Consider the following 17,795-nt stretch of genomic DNA (forward strand, 5'->3'; position numbering starts at 1 on the left):
GTTTCAATCTGCCCATAGTCCAGCGCACCTCACTTTTCCATTTTCTTGCGCGCCAATCCATACATCTCCTCAAAGGATGAGGCTTCTGTATCAATCATCACGCTGTAACGCACCGTCATGGTCACGAGCTGATGATGAATCTCATACTTGCCGCTGATCTGCTTGACGATAGCTGCCACACGATTTTCAAGCTCGCCAGCCTTGTCAAAATAGCTCAACACCCCGAAATCGGCCCCTTTGAGCCGTGCCAGCGAGCATTGCTTGCCACAACATTCCCGCAGGTTATCTGCCGCCACCTGCAAGTACGAGTTAGCAATCCGCACGCCGCGCTGCTGGCTGATATCCCCATACTCACCAAACCGCAGCAAGATGAGCCCGAAGTGGCGTTCATGGAACTCCATCTGCTCCACATAGCCCATAAAGGCCTCGGACATGCCGCGCAGGTTCATGAGTCCTGTAATCATATCCGTGCGTACACTGCCCGTGATGCTATGGGTGCGAGTACGCAGATTGTCAGCATCCATGAAGTAGCCCATCAATCCGACAATCTTTCCCTTGTCATAAATCGGCCACTTATTGCAGACGATGGGCCGCACTGCCCCCTTGATGATACAAGTTCCTGGTACATCATGGATTTCAACGCCCTTGGCGATCACGTCAAGTTCATCACTCTTATAGGGTTGATTATCCACATGCCAATGCATCTCTTCATCGTTCTTGCCAATGATATCGTCCAGCGACGTCATTCCATAGTAATCAAGGAACGACTGGCTGACACCGACAAACCGCCGGTCGGCATCCTTCCAGAAATAGCAGTCCTTGGTATGCATCATGAGACTGCGCCATAACTGTGCCTGCTGCCGCTGCTTGCGCACAGCCTGCGAGAACCGCTCCTGCGTCTCCACATCCTTGTCGATAGTCTGCATAAGAGCCTTTAACAGCGCTCCATCTTCGAGCTCCGCCCGTTTGACGCAGAGCACAACCAACGGATTCTTGGCCTCATCTTCGAGGAACCAATCGAATTGCTTCCAGCTATAGGCGCCATCCTGGTCCTTGGTCCTAAAGAAACCTTCCACGAACCCCAGCTGGCTTTCCCGGATGCGCTGGCGCACATCCTGCTCCATGACAAAATCCTCGTAACGCTTACGGTCGTCTGGATGGATCACTTCGTCCAGCATCTTCTGCCGGTAGGCCTTCAGATCATACCAATGACGCTCGCCAGCATTCCCCGTCACCTTGGAAAACAACAATGGCTCGGCGCAGTCATTGGAAAAATCCAGGATGACGATATCGTCAAACAGCACACTCACATCGCGCATGACCCGATCCAGCCGCCGCTCTGCCACCCGCTCCGAGTCGGCTGACAGATTGATCAGTATCACCCGGTAAAGATATTTATGCTCATATTCTGTCACTGGCTCAAATTTCAGCATCAGGTATTGGCCGCGATTGGAATAGAACATCACATCTTCGGTCTTATTGCGTTTGAGTTTATTGATAAACTCCCGCATCCGCAGATGCAATGGCGAAAAACTCGAATTGACCGTGCGCTCCAGCTGGGCAAGGCCGTGAATCTCCAGGCCATTGAGCTGCTCATAAAAAGCCCCATTGGCAAACAGTACCTGGAAATTCCGGCCATCATCTTCAACGATGGCCGTGGGCTGATCCGTAATCAGATTGATGCGCCCAGCCTCGTCATAATAATGCTGCCAGTCAAGATCGGCAATCTGCAAGCCCTTGCTGATGATGTTGTCGATAGATTCCTGATAGGGCAGCGGCTTGCCGAAGAAATAACCCTGCACCTTCTCGCAGCCGATGCTGCGCAGAAACTCGAACTGCTCCTCCGTCTCGACCCCCTCGGCCAGCGTCTGGATGCCGATCTTCTTGGCCATATCCACCGTGGAGGTCAGGATCGCCTGCGAACGGTCATTGAACGACGACAGGAACATCATGTCGAGCTTGATCTCATCAAAATGATAGTCCTTGAGCACATTGAGGGACGAATAGCCGCTGCCGAAATCATCCATCCAGACCTGATAGCCGGCATCGTGGAACTTCTGGATCTCCCCCTGCATGTGCACGCCATTGTCAAACAGCATGCTCTCGGTAATCTCGATATGGATCATATGGCGGGGAATCCGGTACTCCGCCACAGCATCTTCGATGCTCTGGAAGATATTGCAGAGCAGGAAGTCCAGCCGTGACAAGTTGAAGGAAACCGGCACCACCGCGATTTTCTTGTCCATGCGCTCGCGCATGAGCCGGCAGGTTTCCCGCGCCATATACATATCGAGCTTATGGATCTGCCCGCTGTCCTCCAAGGCGCTGATGAACTGTCCCGGATTCAGCATGCCATAGATTGGGTCGACCCAGCGCGCCAGCACCTCCATGCTGCAGAGCTCCTTTGACAACGTGCGCACAACCGGCTGATAGTAGAGTTTTATCCATTTGCGCTCCAATGCCATATCGATATGACTCGTAACATATTCGTAGATTTCCAGCTGCCGATGAATATCTTCCGAATAAAACTGCACAAAGGTCATGACCTTGTTCTTGATGCTGTCGCAGGCAATCTTGGCATAATCTAGTGCCACAATAGGACGGACCGTCTCATTTTCCTTGACCGTATAGATACCAGCCTTCATATCCAGCAGCAATTCGTCACTAAGCGCCTTGATCTCGTCCTTGGCCTGCAGCAGGCTTTCCGTTACGCCCTCAGCCTGCGTCAGGATACCGAAATGATCATTGTTGAGACGCGTCAGCAGATCCTGCGGGAAATAGCGCGACAAGACCTGCCCGATACGGCGCAAGCACTGATCCCCGGCCTCGAGCCCGTAGCGCACATTGTAATGCTTGAAATTGCGGATATTGATAAAGACGAACACCATCGCCACCGGCTGCGGACTACGCTGCAGGCTCTGCAGCAAAGTTTCTGCAGCCTCGATGAACAAGCGCATACTCATGAGTCCCGTCACCTGGTCACGCTCATATTTCTGCGACTTTACCTCAATATCAGCAATAAAGACATAGTATAGCGGGCCCTCCTCGGGATCCTCCACAAGGCGGCCAAAATCCTCGATATAGCAGGTTTTGCCTTTTTTTGTCGTGATGAAATACGTCACATGATCAAAGCAGTTATCATGCAGTTCAACCTGATAGGCAATGTCCTTCTCAACGCCGTCGAGTTCGTTGCGATTGACCATGCCATGAAAACTGCCGCCCACAAACTGATAGAATTCCTCATAGGTCTCGCATTCGAATAATTTCAAGACTTGCTCATTGGCAAACAGGATTTCCTCATTCTCATCAGCCCGATAGATAAAAAATCCGCCTGGCAGGAAATCTGCCTTGGCTGCCAATCTTTTCCCCAGTGCTCCGATTCCCATATAGCCACCCTCTAATCTTCCTGGTAATATACGTGCCTATTTCGTTACCTATATCATTTCGCCCCGAATGTCATATTTCCTGCCAAGAGCTCAAAATCGCCGTAACTCTGTAAACTCCAATTTGTCGCCGACCTTCGACTCATGATATAATGTAGTTATCTGATTTCACAGTAAAGGAGTTTTTCTCTTATGGCAAAGCAATATAAGAAATTGCAGAACAAGGTCTATCCCAAGAAAAAGGCTGAGGACAAGCCCCAGGAAAAGATTGGCAAGGACTACCTGCTGATCTTCGTCATCGCCTTTACGGCCGTCGTCACCCTCGTGGGCTGGGAACACTTCGACAGCCTTAACCGCTGGATGTACTTATTGCTGACGTTCTCGCTCTCGATGACCTATATCTTCCGTCATGGCAACATTTCCGAGAATGCCAAGATCTATGTGAACCGTGCCAGCCTCGCCTCCATGGGCCTTGCTATCGCGATGTTCCTGCTTTCAGCCTACTACACCTTCGTCGGCTGACTTAACGGCAACAAAAAAGAGCTATCGGCTGATAGCTCTTTTTTGTTGCCGTTATTCTTGGAATTCCGTCTTGGTCGCACGCAAACGGGCCATAGCACGCTGCATAGCGAGCTGTGCACGCTCGATGTCGATGTTCTTCGACTCCGGCACACCCTGATGGAACTGGTCCAGACGTGCTTTTGCACGGGCCATGGCATCCTTCGCACGGTTGATATCGATATCGATTGGCTGCTCAGCAGCAGTCGCCAGTACCGTAATCTTATCCGGCGTGACCTCCATGAAACCACCAGCTACGGCGATGAGCTGCTCATCGCGGTCAGCGCCAAGGCGCACGCGCATGGCGTGCGGCACAAGGCCCGTAACCAATGGTGCATGTTTCGGCAGGATGCCGAGCTCGCCGCCCGTGGAACGGACGATGAGCATGCTGATGTCTGCGGAGTAAACCACTTTATCCGGAGAGACAATCTCTAGCTTGATAGTCGCCATAGATTATTCCTCCTCTTTAAGTTTCTTAGCTTTCTCCACAGCTTCGTCAATCGTACCTACCATGTAGAACGCATTCTCCGGCAGGTCGTCATACTTACCCTCAAGGATCTCCTTGAAACCACGGACCGTCTCTTTGAGCGGTACGTATTTACCCGGGGAACCCGTGAATACCTCAGCAACGTGGAACGGCTGCGAGAGGAAACGCTGAATCTTACGCGCACGGGATACGGTGAGCTTATCCTCTTCGGAGAGCTCCTCCATACCGAGGATGGCGATGATATCCTGCAGCTCTTTGTACTTCTGCAGAACAGCCTGAACGCCGCGAGCGACTTCATAGTGCTCCTGGCCCAGGACTTCCTGGTTCAGGATACGGCTCGTGGAATCCAGCGGATCAACGGCCGGATAGATACCGAGCTCAGCAATCTGACGGGAAAGGACCGTCGTTGCATCGAGGTGCGTGAAGGTACCTGCCGGAGCCGGGTCCGTAAGGTCATCAGCCGGGACATAGACTGCCTGAACCGACGTGATGGACCCCTGTTTCGTGGACGTGATACGCTCCTGCAGAGCACCGATATCCGTGGTCAGCGTCGGCTGATAACCTACTGCCGACGGCATACGGCCCAGCAGTGCGGATACCTCCGAACCTGCCTGGATGAAACGGAAGATGTTATCGATGAACAGCAGCACGTCCTGATGCTGGACATCACGGAAGTACTCTGCCATGGTAAGGCCCGTCAGAGCTACGCGCATACGTGCTCCTGGCGGCTCATTCATCTGGCCATAGACAAGAGCCGTCTTGTCGATAACCTTCGACTCCTTCATCTCGCCCCAGAGGTCATTACCCTCACGGGTACGCTCACCGACGCCAGCGAATACGGAGTAACCGCCGTGCTCTTTGGCGATGTTATGGATGAGCTCCATGATGAGGACCGTCTTGCCGACGCCTGCACCACCGAACAGACCAATCTTACCACCGCGGGCATAGGGAGCGATGAGGTCAACGACCTTGATACCGGTCTCGAGAACCTGCGTGCTGGTCTCCTGCTCATCAAACTTCGGAGCCGGACGATGGATTGGCCAAGCTTCCTTGTTGCCGACCGGAGTCGGATCATGGTCAACGGTCTGACCCAGAACGTTGAAGATACGGCCGAGAACTTCATTGCCGACCGGAACCGTGATTGGAGCGCCAGTATCAACGGCCTCCATGCCACGGGTAAGACCATCGGTAGAGCTCATAGCGATGCAGCGGGTTACGCTGTCGCCAAGATGCTGCATGACTTCGACAACGAGATCGATGTCGACTTCGCCAGCCTTGCCCTTGATGGTGACTGCATTGAGAATTTCCGGCAGCTCGCCTGCGGGGAATTCAATATCTACGACAGGTCCGATGACCTGTACGACTTTACCTTTTGTTGCCAATGGTAAACCTCCTAACGATGCTCTTATTTCAGAGCTTCAGCGCCGCCAACGATCTCTGTGATCTCGTTGGTGATGCCTGCCTGACGTACCTTGTTGTAGTAGAGGTCCAGCTTGCTCATGAGTTCTTCCGCGTTGTCCGTAGCATTGCTCATTGCATTCATACGGGAACTCAGCTCCGATGCTGCTGACTGCAAAAGCGCTGCGTAGACTGTCGTATACAGATACTGCGGGAGCAGGAAACCGAGTACCGTTGCCGCATCCGGCTCATAAATGTACTCAGCATGGACGCCCGTAGTTTCTCCAGCCTCTGACTGGAACGGCAGCAGCTGAACAGTCTGCGGTTCACAGCTGATGGCCGAGATGAACTTCGTATAGACCATCTGCACTTCCCGGTACTGACCGGACTTGAACCGCTCCACAATATATTCTGCAATATTCTTCGCATGATCGAAGGACGGACGCTCGCTAATACCGATATAGCTCTCAAGGATCTTATAGTTGCGGTTCTTGAAGTGAGCGACACCCTTGCGGCCCACAATAACCAGCTCCGTATCGTCCTTGGATTCCACAATGGCTTCCGCTGCTTTGCAAGCATTGCTGGAATAAGCACCGGCCAGGCCCTTGTCGGCCGTGACCAGCAGGATGAGCTTTTTACCACCCTTATGCGTCTCGAGCAGAGGATGCGAGAAATCAGCGCCTGCATTGGCGGCAATTTCCTTGACAACCTCCATGACCTTTTCCGCATAAGGACGATTAGCGCTAGCTGCTTCTTTTGCATGACGCAAACGCGAAGTCGCAACCATGTTCATGGCACTCGTGATCTGCTTGGTACTCTTTACGCTTTTGATGCGCTGGCGGATATCCTGTAAACTAGCCAAAAAGAATCACCTCGCTGCCTTATGCCATTTTGTATGTTACGGTTTCCTTGAACTCCTCAATTGCCTGCTTGAGCTCCGTCTCGATTGCATCATCGAGTTTCTTCTGGTCAGCGATCTTGCGGCCGATTTCCGGATGCTGCGTGTGCATGAACTTCAGGAAATCTGCATGGAAATCTACGACCTTGTCAACCGGAATGTCGACAAGGAAGCCCTTGACGGCCGTGTAGATGACCATAACCTGATCCTGGACGAGCAGCGGGCTGTACTGAGCCTGTTTCAGCGTCTCTACCATGCGGGCACCGCGATCGAGCTGTGCCTTCGTAGCCTTGTCGAGATCAGATGCGAACTGCGAGAAAGCAGCCAGCTCACGATACTGAGCAAGGTCAAGACGCATCGTACCAGCAACCTGTTTCATGGCCTTGATCTGTGCCGAACCACCGACACGGGATACCGACAGACCTACGCTGATAGCCGGACGGATACCGGAGTAGAAGGAGTTGGTCTCCAGCATGATCTGACCATCGGTAATGGAGATGACGTTCGTCGGGATATAGGCCGAAACGTCACCAGCCTGGGTCTCGATGATCGGCAGAGCCGTGATAGAACCGCCGCCCAGCTCATCGCTGAGTTTAGCTGCACGCTCAAGGAGACGGGAATGCAGATAGAATACATCGCCCGGATATGCCTCACGCCCTGGCGGTCTGCGCAGAAGCAGGGACATAGCACGGTAAGCAGCTGCATGCTTCGTAAGGTCATCATAGACGCAGAGGCAAGCCTTGCCCTGATACATGAAGTGCTCAGCCATGGCAACACCGGCATACGGAGCCAGGTACTGCAGTGGAGCGCTGTCGGCAGCCGTAGCCGCAACGACAATCGTGTACTTCATAGCGCCAGCCTCTTCGAGAGTCTTGACAACACGGGCAACCGTCGAGGCCTTCTGACCGATGGCCACATAGACGCAGATACAATCCTGATCATGCTGGTTGAGGATCGTGTCAACGGCGATAGCCGTCTTACCGATACCACGGTCACCGATGATGAGCTCACGCTGGCCACGGCCGATAGGTACGAGGGCATCGATAGCCTTGATACCAGTCTGCAGCGGCTCATGGACCGATTTACGGTCAGCGATACCCGGTGCATGGAACTCGACCGGACGCATCGTCTCAGCCTTGATTTCGCCTTTGCCATCGATAGGACGACCGATAGCATCGACTACGCGGCCAATCATAGCCTCGCCAGCCGGCACCTGCATGATTTTGCCCGTGCGCTTGACCTGCGAGCCCTCTTTGACCTTCGTCTCGCCGCCTAAGATAACGGCACCGACATTGTCCTGCTCAAGGTTCAGGACCAGACCATATACATCATTGCCGAAATCGAGCAGCTCGCCAGCCATGGCTTTCTCCAGGCCATGGATATGGGCGATACCGTCACCGATCTCGATAACCGTACCAACATCATCCACATTAAGTTCAACGTTATAGTTCTTAATCTGGTCTTTGATGATGGCTGTTATTTCTTCCGGATTCATTTTCATAACTTCGCTGTCACCCCAGTTTCATCACTTGTTCGCCAGTAATTCTTTTCTCAGCGTTTCGAGGCGGCCGGCAACACTGCCATCGATGCGGCGATCGCCAATCTTTACGATCACGCCACCGATGATGTCTTTGTTCTCGTGGAGGCGCAGCTCCACTTTCTTGCCTGTAACCTGCGCCAGTTTCGTCTTGATAGACTCCTGCTGTGCAGAACTAGCCGGCTCTGCTGTCGTAACATCCGCAATCAGGATGCCTCTGGCCTCATTGGAAAGCGCACGGTACTCATCCTCGATGGCAGACAGCAGCGCAATGCGGCGCTTGTCAATCAGCAGCATCAGGAAATTGTACACGTTTGCCGAAAGCTCACCCTCAAACATCTTGCCGAGAATCTCTTTCTTCGCCTTCGTCTCGACCTGCGGATTGGAAAGGAAAGCTGCAGCCTCTGGTACCGAGTCCAGCCCGGTGCGCACATCGGCCAGCTCCTTGCCATACTCCACAAGCTTATCTTCCTCCTGGGCAATCTCGAAGATGGCCCGGGAATATTTACGTGCAAGCTGTAAGTTTAGCATGGCAAATCACCAATCTTGTCTTTGTCGAGCTTATCGACGAATTCCGTGATAAGCTGTTCATTCTCAGCTTTATCGATATTTTTCGAGATGATCTTACCGGCAGCAGCCATGGACAGAGCCACAACCTCAGCACGGAGCTGGGCTACAGCCCGCTCACGGTCACGCTGGATTTCCGCTGCAGCGGCTTTCTTCATCTGCTCGATTTCGCGTTTCGTCTCAGCACGTGCTGCCTCGCGATCTTCGCTGGCACGCTTTTCCGCGTTGCGGATAATCTCCTCAGCCTTGATGTTGGCAGCAGCCAGCTTCTTCTTGTAATCAGCCAGCAGCTGGTCAGCTTCCGCTGCATCAGCATCTGCTTTGTCGAGGCTTTCCTTTATCTTATCCTCGCGGGCTTTGAGCATGTTGACGACCGGCTTATAAGCCACAGCGCGCAGTAATACGACCAGGATTACGAAGTTGAGGATCTGCGCGAAAAATGTCATATTTAACTCGATCAATTACTATGCCCCCCTTGCTATGTTCTTCATCAAAAAGAAATTATTTGATGAGCGGGTTAGCATAGAGCATGATCAGGGCAACAACCGTTGCGATGATTGCCATTGCCTCGATCAGACCAACGGAAATCAGCGTATTGGTGAACAGCGTGTTCTTTGCTTCCGGCTGACGCGTGATACCTTCGATGAAACGGCTCGTTACCATACCATCACCGAGGCCGGCGCCGACTGCGGCGAGACCCATGCAGAGACCTGCACCGATTAAAGCTGCTGCTACCATAATTGCATTTTCCATGAAAAAATCCTCCTTAACAATGTAAAAACTTCTCAGATAGTAGAGTTATGATTCCTCTTCCTCATGCTTGACCGCATTGGCAAGATATGCCATCGACAGCATCGTGAAGATGACGGCCTGAACTCCGCCGATAAAGATACTGAACGCCAGCCAGGCAACGGCTGGAATCGGCATCCAGATTGGCATGAGTTTCAGCAGGACGACGATGAGAATCTCGCCTGCCAGAATGTTACCAAATAGACGAAATGCCAGCGTAATCGGCTTGGCAATTTCCTCAATCGCATTGATGATCACAAATACCGGCGTCGGCTTGAAGAAATGCGCCACATAGTGGCCCCCCTTCATGAAAAGCCCCAGTACATGTACCATGACAATGACCAGGAGTGCTAATGCCAGTGTAGTGTTCAGATCATTGGTCGGTGATGCCATCTTCGGTATCAAGCCCAGCCAGTTGGAAACCAACAGGAACATGAACAGGGATACGATAAATGGCGCCAGGAACCGGCCCCGCTGTCCCATCATCGCATCAAGCTGCTCATGCAGCCACAGAACAATGATTTCCACCACATTCTGCCAGCCGCTCGGAATGATTTTCAGATTGCGGGTAGCCAGGAATGCGATCAACAGGACAATTGCCATCGCAATCCAGGTCATGTACAGCGTTTCCATGTTAAAGGAAAAGCCCATGATCTGCTCTGTTCCGCGATGAACGACCTCTTCGCCCATACACTCAACCTCCTTCCCATAAGAAAACCTCAGTTAGCCTTTACCGTAATTCATATGGATCAGCAGGAACATCGCCATTCCATAGCAGATAAGGAACCCCAGCACGGTCACCCCGAACACTTGCGCAGAAATATTTACGGCTGTCAGCAGGATCAACAGCAGAACCATCATCCGCAAGACCAGCCCCCAAAGCATCTGCTTCTTTGCGCCGCCAGCAGGAACCGCAGCGATTCTCCACAATCGCCAGGCCATATTCCAGACAAACACCAGCGCTGCCAGATACCCAAGCAGCAGTGCACCGATGAGATGTGCCTCGCCTCTTGCAAGCAAGAGACTGCCAACCATCAATGCCGCCACCGCCAAGCCAACTGCCAGGCGCTTTATGAATACCGATAAAACTTCTTTCATATTCCTCCTCCAACGGCAGCCAAAGCCGTCGTCTTCGTTGAATACTTACGACGATAGTATACATCCCTGTGGGACACCATCTGCCTAACAGTCATATTTCGACATCGATGGTTTAAATCCCTTTTGTTTTCTAGAAATCTAAAGAAAAATTACGATTTATTTTTCCTATATAGTCATAAAAAACATTTATTTATACTACCATAAATCAATAAAATTGATTTATCCACGTTGGTCGCAATGTTTATTATATGCGATTGATTAATGAATAGCAAGCATTTTTTCAACAAAAGCTAAAATATCGACAATTCAACCAATACCGCCATTCAAAGCACATTTCCCTGCTTGAGCTGGCGGTACAGCGTATAGATAGCACCAGGGAAACCCACGATGATTCCGATCAATTTGCCGGCATAGTCAAGTCCTAGATTCTCATCAGCCAAATTGCCTAAAAACACGCAGATGCCGACAAAAACCACCAGATAAATGCCGATGCCGCCCAGCACCGAAAAAGCCTTGACAGCCTGCCGCAAGCCTTCATGTTTCTGCACTTCCTGCTCTGTCTGTACCTTCTTGTCCATATCTCGTTCTCCCTGTAAAAAAAGCCTTCCCTGACGGGAAGGCTTGCTTTGCTTATTTACCGTCAAACACATCTGGACGGTTGGCAGCCATGCCATAATGGTAGAGGATTGCCTGAATGATACGCTCCGATGCCTTGCCATCACCATAAGGATTGACCGACTCCGCCATGCGGCCATACTCCGCCGGATCTTCGAGCAGCGTCTTAGCTTCCTGATACACGCGCTCACGGTCAGTGCCGATGAGCTTGACCGTGCCAGCTGCAACAGCCTCCGGGCGCTCCGTCGTGTCGCGCAGGACAAGAACGGGTTTTCCCAATGCCGGTGCCTCCTCCTGTACACCGCCCGAATCCGTCAGGATCAGGTGTGCACGGCTCATGAGGTTGGCAAAAGGCTCGTAATCGAGCGGATCAATCAGATGGACCTTGGCAAGGCCGCCGAGTTCCTCACGGACAACCTCGCGTACCTTCGGATTCTTATGCACGGGGAAGACGACCTCTACGTCCTCAAACTCCTCAGTCAGCTGACGCAGTGCCTTGTAGACATGACGCATCGGCTCGCCGAGATTCTCGCGGCGATGGGTCGTGACGAGGATGATGCGCTTGTTGTCAAAATCGATATTCTGCAGCATCTCGTCCTCGAACTCGAAGTCTGCCCGTACCGTATGATGGAGCGCATCGATGACCGTATTGCCCGTGACGAAGATGCTGTCTTTGGCAACATTTTCAGCCAGCAGGTTCTGCTCGCTCGTCGCGGTCGGTGCAAAGTTGAGATCGGAAATACAGCCCGTGAGCTTGCGGTTCATCTCCTCCGGGAACGGCGAGTACTTGTTATGGGTACGCAGGCCTGCCTCCACATGACCGACAGTCGTCTGATGATAGTAGGCAGCCAAAGCGCCGGCAAAGGTCGTCGTCGTATCGCCATGGACGAGCACGATGTCCGGCTTCTCTTCCGACAGCACCGCATCGAGGCCCTTCATGGCTTTCGTCGTGATGTCAAAGAGCGTCTGTCCCTGCGCCATGATATCAAGGTCGTGGTCCGGCGTGATATGGAAAAGGTTCAGTACCTGATCGAGCATCTCGCGGTGCTGTGCCGTTACCGCTACCACTGGCGTAATCTTATCCGCGTGTTTCTGAAGCTCCAGCACGATTGGTGCCATCTTGATTGCCTCAGGACGCGTCCCAAAGACCGTCATCACCTTGATTTTCTTCTTATCCATCAAAAATCCCCTTTCTATAAAGAAAGGCAGGTCTCACACCTGCCTTCTGGGTTCCCACTCTGTATGTTCCCGCGGGCTTAATGCTGATGCGCGGAATCGTTCAAACGGAAAATGCCAATCTTCTTCGCCCCGAAAAGCACTGCCACCACGACCGCGCCGACGATGAGAATGGCAATCTGCGTGCTGACCTCGGTGAGCGCCACAGCACTGAGACCTAACAAGGCGCTGATCACATACATCAAGAGGACTGCCTGACGCTGGCTGAATCCCAGGTCGAGCAGACGATGATGAAGATGCCCCTTATCCGGTTTGAAGATCGGCACGCCACCACGATAGCGGCGAACAATCGCAAACGTCGTATCAAGGATCGGCAAACCAAGTGCCAGGATCGGCACGATCAGCGCAATCGTCGCTGCGCTCTTGACCGCACCGATGACCGAGATACCTGCCAGCATATAGCCAAGGAACATGCTGCCCGAGTCTCCCATGAAGATGCGGGCAGGATTGAAATTGTAATAAAGGAAGCCGATGGCAGCACCTGCCAGAGCTGCCGTGAGCACAGCAACGAGCACGATGCCCTGCTGCAACGCCACAAGGAATATCGTAATGGCCGCAATCGTCGATACGCCAGCAGCCAGGCCATCGAGGCCGTCAATCAAGTTGACGGTATTTGTCAGGCCGACAATCCAGAAAATCGTAGCCGGGATGGCAAACCATTCCGTATAGATATAATCGCCAAATGGATCCGTAATGAAGTCGATGCGCACATCAAAGGCAACAACAAGTACGGCTGCTGCCAGGATCTGTCCCACGAGCTTGACCTTGGCCGGCAGGTTCTTATAGTCATCGATGATACCAACCAATACGATCAGCGAACCGCCGACCATAAGACCGATAAGCTCGTTCATGACTTCCTCTGACATCGGCACCGCAATCATGATGCTGAACATCGCCACCATGAACGCTGCATAGATCCCCAATCCGCCGATACGCGGAATCGGTTTTTTATGTACTTTTCTCGCATCAGGAGCATCCATGGCTCCTGTCTTGGCCGCCAAAAAGATCACGCCTGGCGTAATGAGCAATGCCACACCGGCAGCAATAACAAACGCCATCATATAATCTGGCATACAAGTAGCACCTCTTTTTCCCTTTGCATTCAAATTTTTATAGCAAGCCTATTTTACCGCAGCGGTTCGCCAGTGTCAATGAAAATAAGCTGAATGCGCCGTTTGATTCCAGTCAGTCATGAATCTCATCAGGTCGGCAGGTTACGATGCTGCCATCGGTTTCGTAGTAGACGACCTTTGCCAGCTTGGCATTTCGAAGCATACGGCGGCAAAGCAGGCAAGGCTTGCCGGAGGCCAGGCTGCCGTCAGCATTGATACCGACGATATAGATGGTCGCACCCTCCATGACCGCAGGATCGGCATTGATGATGGCATTCTGTTCCGCATGAACCGCTACGCAGAGTTCATAATTCTGCCCCTTGGGCACATGCAGGCGTTCACGCTCGCAGACGCCGGTATCGATGCAGTTGGACTCGCCGCGCGGCGCACCATTGTAGCCCGTGCTGATGATGATCTTATCCTTGACGATGATGGCACCATAGCGGCGGCGCAGACAGGTGGCACGACGGCCAACAGCCTTGGCGATATCCAGGAAATACTCTGTCCAGTCCGGGCGCTGCTGTTTCTCACGATTCATGATTCTCTTCCTCTCTCTTCTGTAAATAACGATGCCCCAGAATCACAGCGACAAAATCATCCACTGGCTCTGGCGGCACCTGCATGGTCACCGGTAGCAGCCGGCGCCACCCCTTCGGTGGATGGGCCTTCCAGTACTCGCCCTTGGCCATCTCTGTCGTCCGGTATTCATCTACCACGACCACAGGCAAATCCGGCAGAGCTGTCTCAATACGCTCCCTGGCCTGCTGGCTCGTAGTACCATTACCCTCAACCAGCCGGTCAAAACCGAACCGCTGCCGTGCAGCAATAAGTTCGTCTTCCAGCCTGGCCGTTTCGATGACCTGCTGCCAGAGCACCGTTCCATCCCCAGCCAACACAGCAAAGCCGCATTTATCCCGTCCAGGATCTAGCGCTGCAATGTTCATGTCTTCCTCCTATAAAAGAGCCTTCCCCGCAGGGAAGGCTTGCTTTGCCGCATCAGCGTACGGCACTGTCTGTCTGAAACTCGGTCCGGATTGTCAAGCGCAGCGGCCCCAACGCATCCGTACTGCCATTGGCATAAGCGGACAATACCACCGCTCCACGCCGGCCGCGCAAGGAATTGACAACCTCATAGAACTGTGCGCCTTCCATGACGCCCACCGAGCCGCGCAGCGGATCAGGCAGGATTCCCTTCGTCGTGGCTGCCAGATTGACATCCTTGAGGAAGTTCATCACCGTCTGCTCCGCCTCGCCATCAGAACCACCACTTAGCATATACGGCTTGGCAATGATGAATTCCTTATCCCGGTAGATCACGCTGTTCTTGTAGAGTGCCAGCGTCGTGCGCACGGCCTCGCCGCGCAGCAGGTTGCCCGCTGCGACGATACGCACAACCATATCCTGCTTGCTTGCCGCAATCGTATGTACAGCCGCCTCATACTCTGGCTGATAAATCCATATATCCTGATCCGAATTGTCCTTGCCAAGCTTATTGGAAATATTGCGGTTTGCCAGCTGCGCCAGCGCCTGCATATCACGATCCACATCAGCCTCCGGACGATTGCCGCGAACGACACCACTGGCAATGACTTCCCCTGCCTGAAACGCGATATCGCCTTCACGAATCGTGATCAGGCCATCGCGCAGATCAGCCGCGCGTTTTTCCAGTACCGTATTGTCCCGGGTCAGCTTCGCATTATTATCTGTCAGATTGGCATTCTGATTGCTCAGCTGGCTGTTCTGGCTGCTCAAGGAATCATTACGCGAGGTGAGCTCCTGCTTGGCCGCCTCGAGAAGACGATTTCCCTCTTGCAGGCGAGCCGATTCAGCCTCCAGTTCCGTCTGCTGCTGACGCAACTTTTCAACATCTTCTTTTGACTGCAGCAGTTCCTCATTGGTACGCTGTTGCTCCGACTGGGCAGTAGCAAGATCTGCCTGTGCCTCGTTCAGGCTTGTCTGGGTTGCCCGCATCGTCTGATTCAGGCGCTCCATGCCAAAAAGAGCCGTGCGCACATTTTCCGAGGCGGCCGCCATGACGCCAAAGGTCAAAGTCGTAATACAGATTCCCGTGAAGATAGTGATGATGATTGATGTATGCCGCGGCCGCAGGCCAAAGATTGATAACCGTTTCTTGCCAATTTTCGTTCCGAGCCGGTCACCGATAAACGCAATGGCGCCGCCAGTAACTATCAGCACTGCAATCAAAAGGATTCCGTACATCCTTCATCATTCCACCTTCCTGCAAAAATCTGGCATCCTTACCGCGATGCCCGCCGTATCAAGATAAAACCTACCACCATACCAACGATATTCGGGATCCATACTGCCAGCAGCGGTGGCAGTATGCCGCCACGGGCCAGTGCATTGCCCAAAGTCATCAGTGCATAATAACAGAAAATGATGATGATGCTCATCGCAAAACCAGCAGATGACGAATTGCGCGTGGGCTGCAAGCCCAAGGGCACGCCGACCAGCGCAAAGATCAAGCTGGCCAGCGGCACGGTCACACGCTGATAAAGCTCAGCCTCCAGCGTCTTCGTATCCACATACTGCGTCTTCATGATCTCAATCTGTTCACGCAGCTCCTTCATCGTCATCTCCTCGAGCTCTTTCTGCTCGCGGACGATCTGCTTAGGGTTGGCCTGGATGGGCAGCACCTGCTTGTTGAAACGCATCGTATGCTCGCTCTGGCCATCCTCCTGGGCAATATCATAGATCATGCCGTTATGCATGATCCACTCATCGCCATTCCACTCCGCATATTCGGCGTTCTCGACATGGCTCACTTTGCTGTCAGCATTGAACTCCTGCAGGGTTATGCTCTGCAGCGTCTGCGTATCGGCATCATAAGCCCGCGCATAGACAAGCCGCTTGATCTTGTCATGGTCGAGTTCTTTGAGGATGATATGTTCCTGCGACTTCATGCCGCTCTTGCCCTGAATCTCATAGTAGAGAACATTGTGATAAGCCGTGTTGGCCCAAGGCACCACATACTCATTGAAGGCAATCGCGCCAATACTGACCACAAACCCCATGATCACAGCCGGTGCCGCAATACGCGTAAAGCTGATGCCGCAGGACTTCATGGCCGTGATCTCGCTCGAGCTCGACAGCTTGCCAAAGGTCAGCAGGCTCGCCAGCACCATGGACATCGGGAATGTCCACATGATGACCCCCGGCAGTCCCAGTACGAATATCTTCACCACCGACTGCAGTGAGGCACCGTATTCCGTGATGTATCTCGCGATGCTGAACAGGGTTCCCGAACCGACAAAGACAGCCGTAAAGGCCGCGATGCCGAACAGGAATGTCAGGAATACCTCCCGGAATATATATTTATCTAAGATTCTTAAATGCATCGTTCCTTCTCCAATCAAAGCGTGAAATTCTCACCGAGGTAGAATTTCTTCGCAATCGGGCTACTGGCTATAGTCTGGCTGTCGCCCTCCAGCAGGATCTTTCCCTCACTGAGGATGTAGGCACGGTCAACGATATGCAAGGTCTCGCGCACATTGTGATCCGTGATCAGGATGCCCATGCCCCGCTGGCGCAGGTACTGGATGATTTCCTGGATATCCGCCACAGCCAGCGGATCGACACCGGCAAAGGGCTCATCGAGCAGGATAAACTGCGGCTCCAAGGCCAAACAGCGCGCAATCTCTACGCGGCGGCGCTCACCACCCGAAAGCTCCGTACCTTTGCGCTCCTGAACATGACCGATATGGAATTCCTCGATCAGTTCATTGTACTTATTGATCTGCTCGGCCTTGGAAAGCTTGGTCGTCTCAAGGATGGCCATGATATTCTCGCGAACGGTCAGCTTGCGGAATATCGAGGCCTCCTGTGTCAGATAGCTGATGCCCAGCTCCGCACGACGGTACATTGGCAGATTCGTGATATCGATATCCGACAGATACACTTCACCAGACGTGGGATGCTCCAAGCCTACGATCATATAGAAGGAGGTCGTCTTGCCAGCACCATTCGGCCCCAGCAGGCCGACGATCTCGCCTTTTTCCACCCGCAGGGACACTCGGTCAACAGCTGTCCTCTCCTTGAATTTCTTTACCAGATTCTTCGCTTCGATATGCAAAGCTCATGCCCTCCAAAAAATTTG

The 17,795-nt window shown here is 52.9% G+C and carries 19 protein-coding genes; 1 reads left to right on the forward strand and 18 read right to left on the reverse strand.

What is annotated here, in order from left to right; genetic code table 11:
* Positions 1 to 29: 29 nt before the first annotated feature.
* Positions 30 to 3,386, reverse strand: coding sequence for an EAL domain-containing protein (locus tag BM322_RS06680; protein WP_075429123.1), 3,357 nt, complete (start codon positions 3,384 to 3,386; stop codon positions 30 to 32).
* A 189-nt stretch (positions 3,387 to 3,575) separates the two neighbouring features.
* Between BM322_RS06680 and BM322_RS06685 the strand changes: the two genes are divergently transcribed.
* On the forward strand, positions 3,576 to 3,905 hold the full coding sequence (locus tag BM322_RS06685; RefSeq protein ID WP_075429124.1) for a hypothetical protein: 330 nt from the start codon (positions 3,576 to 3,578) through the stop codon (positions 3,903 to 3,905).
* 51 nt (positions 3,906 to 3,956) lie between these two features.
* Here the strand turns inward: BM322_RS06685 and BM322_RS06690 are convergent, their stop codons facing one another.
* The 17 genes from BM322_RS06690 to lptB form a co-directional block, all read right to left on the reverse strand.
* Positions 3,957 to 4,391, reverse strand: coding sequence for a F0F1 ATP synthase subunit epsilon (locus BM322_RS06690; RefSeq protein ID WP_075429125.1), 435 nt, complete (start codon positions 4,389 to 4,391; stop codon positions 3,957 to 3,959).
* Positions 4,392 to 4,394: 3 nt separating this feature from the next.
* Positions 4,395 to 5,810 carry a F0F1 ATP synthase subunit beta gene (gene atpD / locus BM322_RS06695; protein WP_075429126.1) on the reverse strand — a complete coding sequence of 472 codons (1,416 nt, stop codon included), beginning with the start codon at positions 5,808 to 5,810 and terminating at the stop codon, positions 4,395 to 4,397.
* 23 nt (positions 5,811 to 5,833) lie between these two features.
* Entirely contained in the window at positions 5,834 to 6,688 is an 855-nt protein-coding gene (atpG, locus tag BM322_RS06700; RefSeq protein ID WP_075429127.1) for an ATP synthase F1 subunit gamma, read from the reverse strand.
* A gap of 19 nt (positions 6,689 to 6,707) precedes the next feature.
* Positions 6,708 to 8,225 carry a F0F1 ATP synthase subunit alpha gene (gene atpA, locus BM322_RS06705; protein WP_075429128.1) on the reverse strand — a complete coding sequence of 506 codons (1,518 nt, stop codon included), beginning with the start codon at positions 8,223 to 8,225 and terminating at the stop codon, positions 6,708 to 6,710.
* Positions 8,226 to 8,249: 24 nt separating this feature from the next.
* The gene (locus tag BM322_RS06710; RefSeq protein WP_075429129.1) at positions 8,250 to 8,792 is read right to left on the reverse strand and encodes a F0F1 ATP synthase subunit delta; all 543 of its coding nucleotides are present in this window, start codon (positions 8,790 to 8,792) and stop codon (positions 8,250 to 8,252) included.
* Positions 8,786 to 9,289, reverse strand: a complete 504-nt coding sequence (gene atpF, locus BM322_RS06715) for a F0F1 ATP synthase subunit B (RefSeq protein ID WP_075429130.1) — start codon at positions 9,287 to 9,289, stop codon at positions 8,786 to 8,788. Before atpF ends, BM322_RS06710 begins: the two co-directional genes overlap by 7 nt.
* 40 nt (positions 9,290 to 9,329) lie before the next feature.
* Positions 9,330 to 9,581 (reverse strand): F0F1 ATP synthase subunit C, encoded by a 252-nt coding sequence (gene atpE / locus BM322_RS06720; protein WP_075429131.1) that lies wholly within the window; start codon positions 9,579 to 9,581, stop codon positions 9,330 to 9,332.
* A 45-nt stretch (positions 9,582 to 9,626) separates the two neighbouring features.
* Positions 9,627 to 10,307 (reverse strand): F0F1 ATP synthase subunit A, encoded by a 681-nt coding sequence (atpB, locus tag BM322_RS06725; protein WP_075429132.1) that lies wholly within the window; start codon positions 10,305 to 10,307, stop codon positions 9,627 to 9,629.
* Positions 10,308 to 10,340: 33 nt separating this feature from the next.
* On the reverse strand, positions 10,341 to 10,715 hold the full coding sequence (locus tag BM322_RS06730; RefSeq protein ID WP_075429133.1) for a hypothetical protein: 375 nt from the start codon (positions 10,713 to 10,715) through the stop codon (positions 10,341 to 10,343).
* A 323-nt stretch (positions 10,716 to 11,038) separates the two neighbouring features.
* On the reverse strand, positions 11,039 to 11,293 hold the full coding sequence (locus BM322_RS06735; protein WP_075429134.1) for an AtpZ/AtpI family protein: 255 nt from the start codon (positions 11,291 to 11,293) through the stop codon (positions 11,039 to 11,041).
* A 52-nt stretch (positions 11,294 to 11,345) separates the two neighbouring features.
* Positions 11,346 to 12,509, reverse strand: coding sequence for a non-hydrolyzing UDP-N-acetylglucosamine 2-epimerase (wecB, locus tag BM322_RS06740; RefSeq protein ID WP_075429135.1), 1,164 nt, complete (start codon positions 12,507 to 12,509; stop codon positions 11,346 to 11,348).
* A 77-nt stretch (positions 12,510 to 12,586) separates the two neighbouring features.
* Positions 12,587 to 13,639 carry an MraY family glycosyltransferase gene (locus tag BM322_RS06745; protein WP_075429136.1) on the reverse strand — a complete coding sequence of 351 codons (1,053 nt, stop codon included), beginning with the start codon at positions 13,637 to 13,639 and terminating at the stop codon, positions 12,587 to 12,589.
* A gap of 112 nt (positions 13,640 to 13,751) precedes the next feature.
* Positions 13,752 to 14,216, reverse strand: coding sequence for a dCMP deaminase family protein (locus BM322_RS06750; protein WP_075429137.1), 465 nt, complete (start codon positions 14,214 to 14,216; stop codon positions 13,752 to 13,754).
* The gene (locus BM322_RS06755) at positions 14,206 to 14,622 is read right to left on the reverse strand and encodes a resolvase (RefSeq protein WP_075429138.1); all 417 of its coding nucleotides are present in this window, start codon (positions 14,620 to 14,622) and stop codon (positions 14,206 to 14,208) included. The genes BM322_RS06750 and BM322_RS06755 overlap by 11 nt, the downstream gene beginning before the upstream one ends.
* Before the next feature lie 52 nt (positions 14,623 to 14,674).
* Positions 14,675 to 15,898: a DUF3084 domain-containing protein gene (locus tag BM322_RS06760; RefSeq protein WP_075429139.1), complete on the reverse strand. Its 1,224-nt coding sequence runs from the start codon at positions 15,896 to 15,898 to the stop codon at positions 14,675 to 14,677.
* 38 nt (positions 15,899 to 15,936) lie between these two features.
* Positions 15,937 to 17,037, reverse strand: a complete 1,101-nt coding sequence (locus tag BM322_RS06765) for an LptF/LptG family permease (RefSeq protein ID WP_075429140.1) — start codon at positions 17,035 to 17,037, stop codon at positions 15,937 to 15,939.
* Positions 17,038 to 17,051: 14 nt separating this feature from the next.
* The gene (lptB, locus tag BM322_RS06770) at positions 17,052 to 17,771 is read right to left on the reverse strand and encodes an LPS export ABC transporter ATP-binding protein (protein ID WP_075429141.1); all 720 of its coding nucleotides are present in this window, start codon (positions 17,769 to 17,771) and stop codon (positions 17,052 to 17,054) included.
* Positions 17,772 to 17,795 lie beyond the last annotated feature (24 nt).

The sequence above is a fragment of the Selenomonas sp. GACV-9 genome (assembly GCA_900116485.1).
GTDB lineage: Bacteria > Bacillota > Negativicutes > Selenomonadales > Selenomonadaceae > Selenomonas_A > Selenomonas_A ruminantium_G.

Bases quoted from the DNA above. Each gene is read 5' to 3' on its own strand.
- BM322_RS06680 (WP_075429123.1), bottom strand. From the start codon at position 3,386: ATGGGAATCGGAGCACTGGGGAAAAGATTGGCAGCCAAGGCAGATTTC.
- BM322_RS06685 (WP_075429124.1), top strand. From the start codon at position 3,576: ATGGCAAAGCAATATAAGAAATTGCAGAACAAGGTCTATCCCAAGAAA.
- BM322_RS06690 (WP_075429125.1), bottom strand. From the start codon at position 4,391: ATGGCGACTATCAAGCTAGAGATTGTCTCTCCGGATAAAGTGGTTTAC.
- atpA (WP_075429128.1), bottom strand. From the start codon at position 8,225: ATGAAAATGAATCCGGAAGAAATAACAGCCATCATCAAAGACCAGATT.
- BM322_RS06710 (WP_075429129.1), bottom strand. From the start codon at position 8,792: ATGCTAAACTTACAGCTTGCACGTAAATATTCCCGGGCCATCTTCGAG.
- atpE (WP_075429131.1), bottom strand. From the start codon at position 9,581: ATGGAAAATGCAATTATGGTAGCAGCAGCTTTAATCGGTGCAGGTCTC.
- atpB (WP_075429132.1), bottom strand. From the start codon at position 10,307: ATGGGCGAAGAGGTCGTTCATCGCGGAACAGAGCAGATCATGGGCTTT.
- BM322_RS06730 (WP_075429133.1), bottom strand. From the start codon at position 10,715: ATGAAAGAAGTTTTATCGGTATTCATAAAGCGCCTGGCAGTTGGCTTG.
- BM322_RS06735 (WP_075429134.1), bottom strand. From the start codon at position 11,293: ATGGACAAGAAGGTACAGACAGAGCAGGAAGTGCAGAAACATGAAGGC.
- wecB (WP_075429135.1), bottom strand. From the start codon at position 12,509: ATGGATAAGAAGAAAATCAAGGTGATGACGGTCTTTGGGACGCGTCCT.
- BM322_RS06745 (WP_075429136.1), bottom strand. From the start codon at position 13,639: ATGCCAGATTATATGATGGCGTTTGTTATTGCTGCCGGTGTGGCATTG.
- BM322_RS06750 (WP_075429137.1), bottom strand. From the start codon at position 14,216: ATGAATCGTGAGAAACAGCAGCGCCCGGACTGGACAGAGTATTTCCTG.
- BM322_RS06755 (WP_075429138.1), bottom strand. From the start codon at position 14,622: ATGAACATTGCAGCGCTAGATCCTGGACGGGATAAATGCGGCTTTGCT.
- BM322_RS06760 (WP_075429139.1), bottom strand. From the start codon at position 15,898: ATGTACGGAATCCTTTTGATTGCAGTGCTGATAGTTACTGGCGGCGCC.
- BM322_RS06765 (WP_075429140.1), bottom strand. From the start codon at position 17,037: ATGCATTTAAGAATCTTAGATAAATATATATTCCGGGAGGTATTCCTG.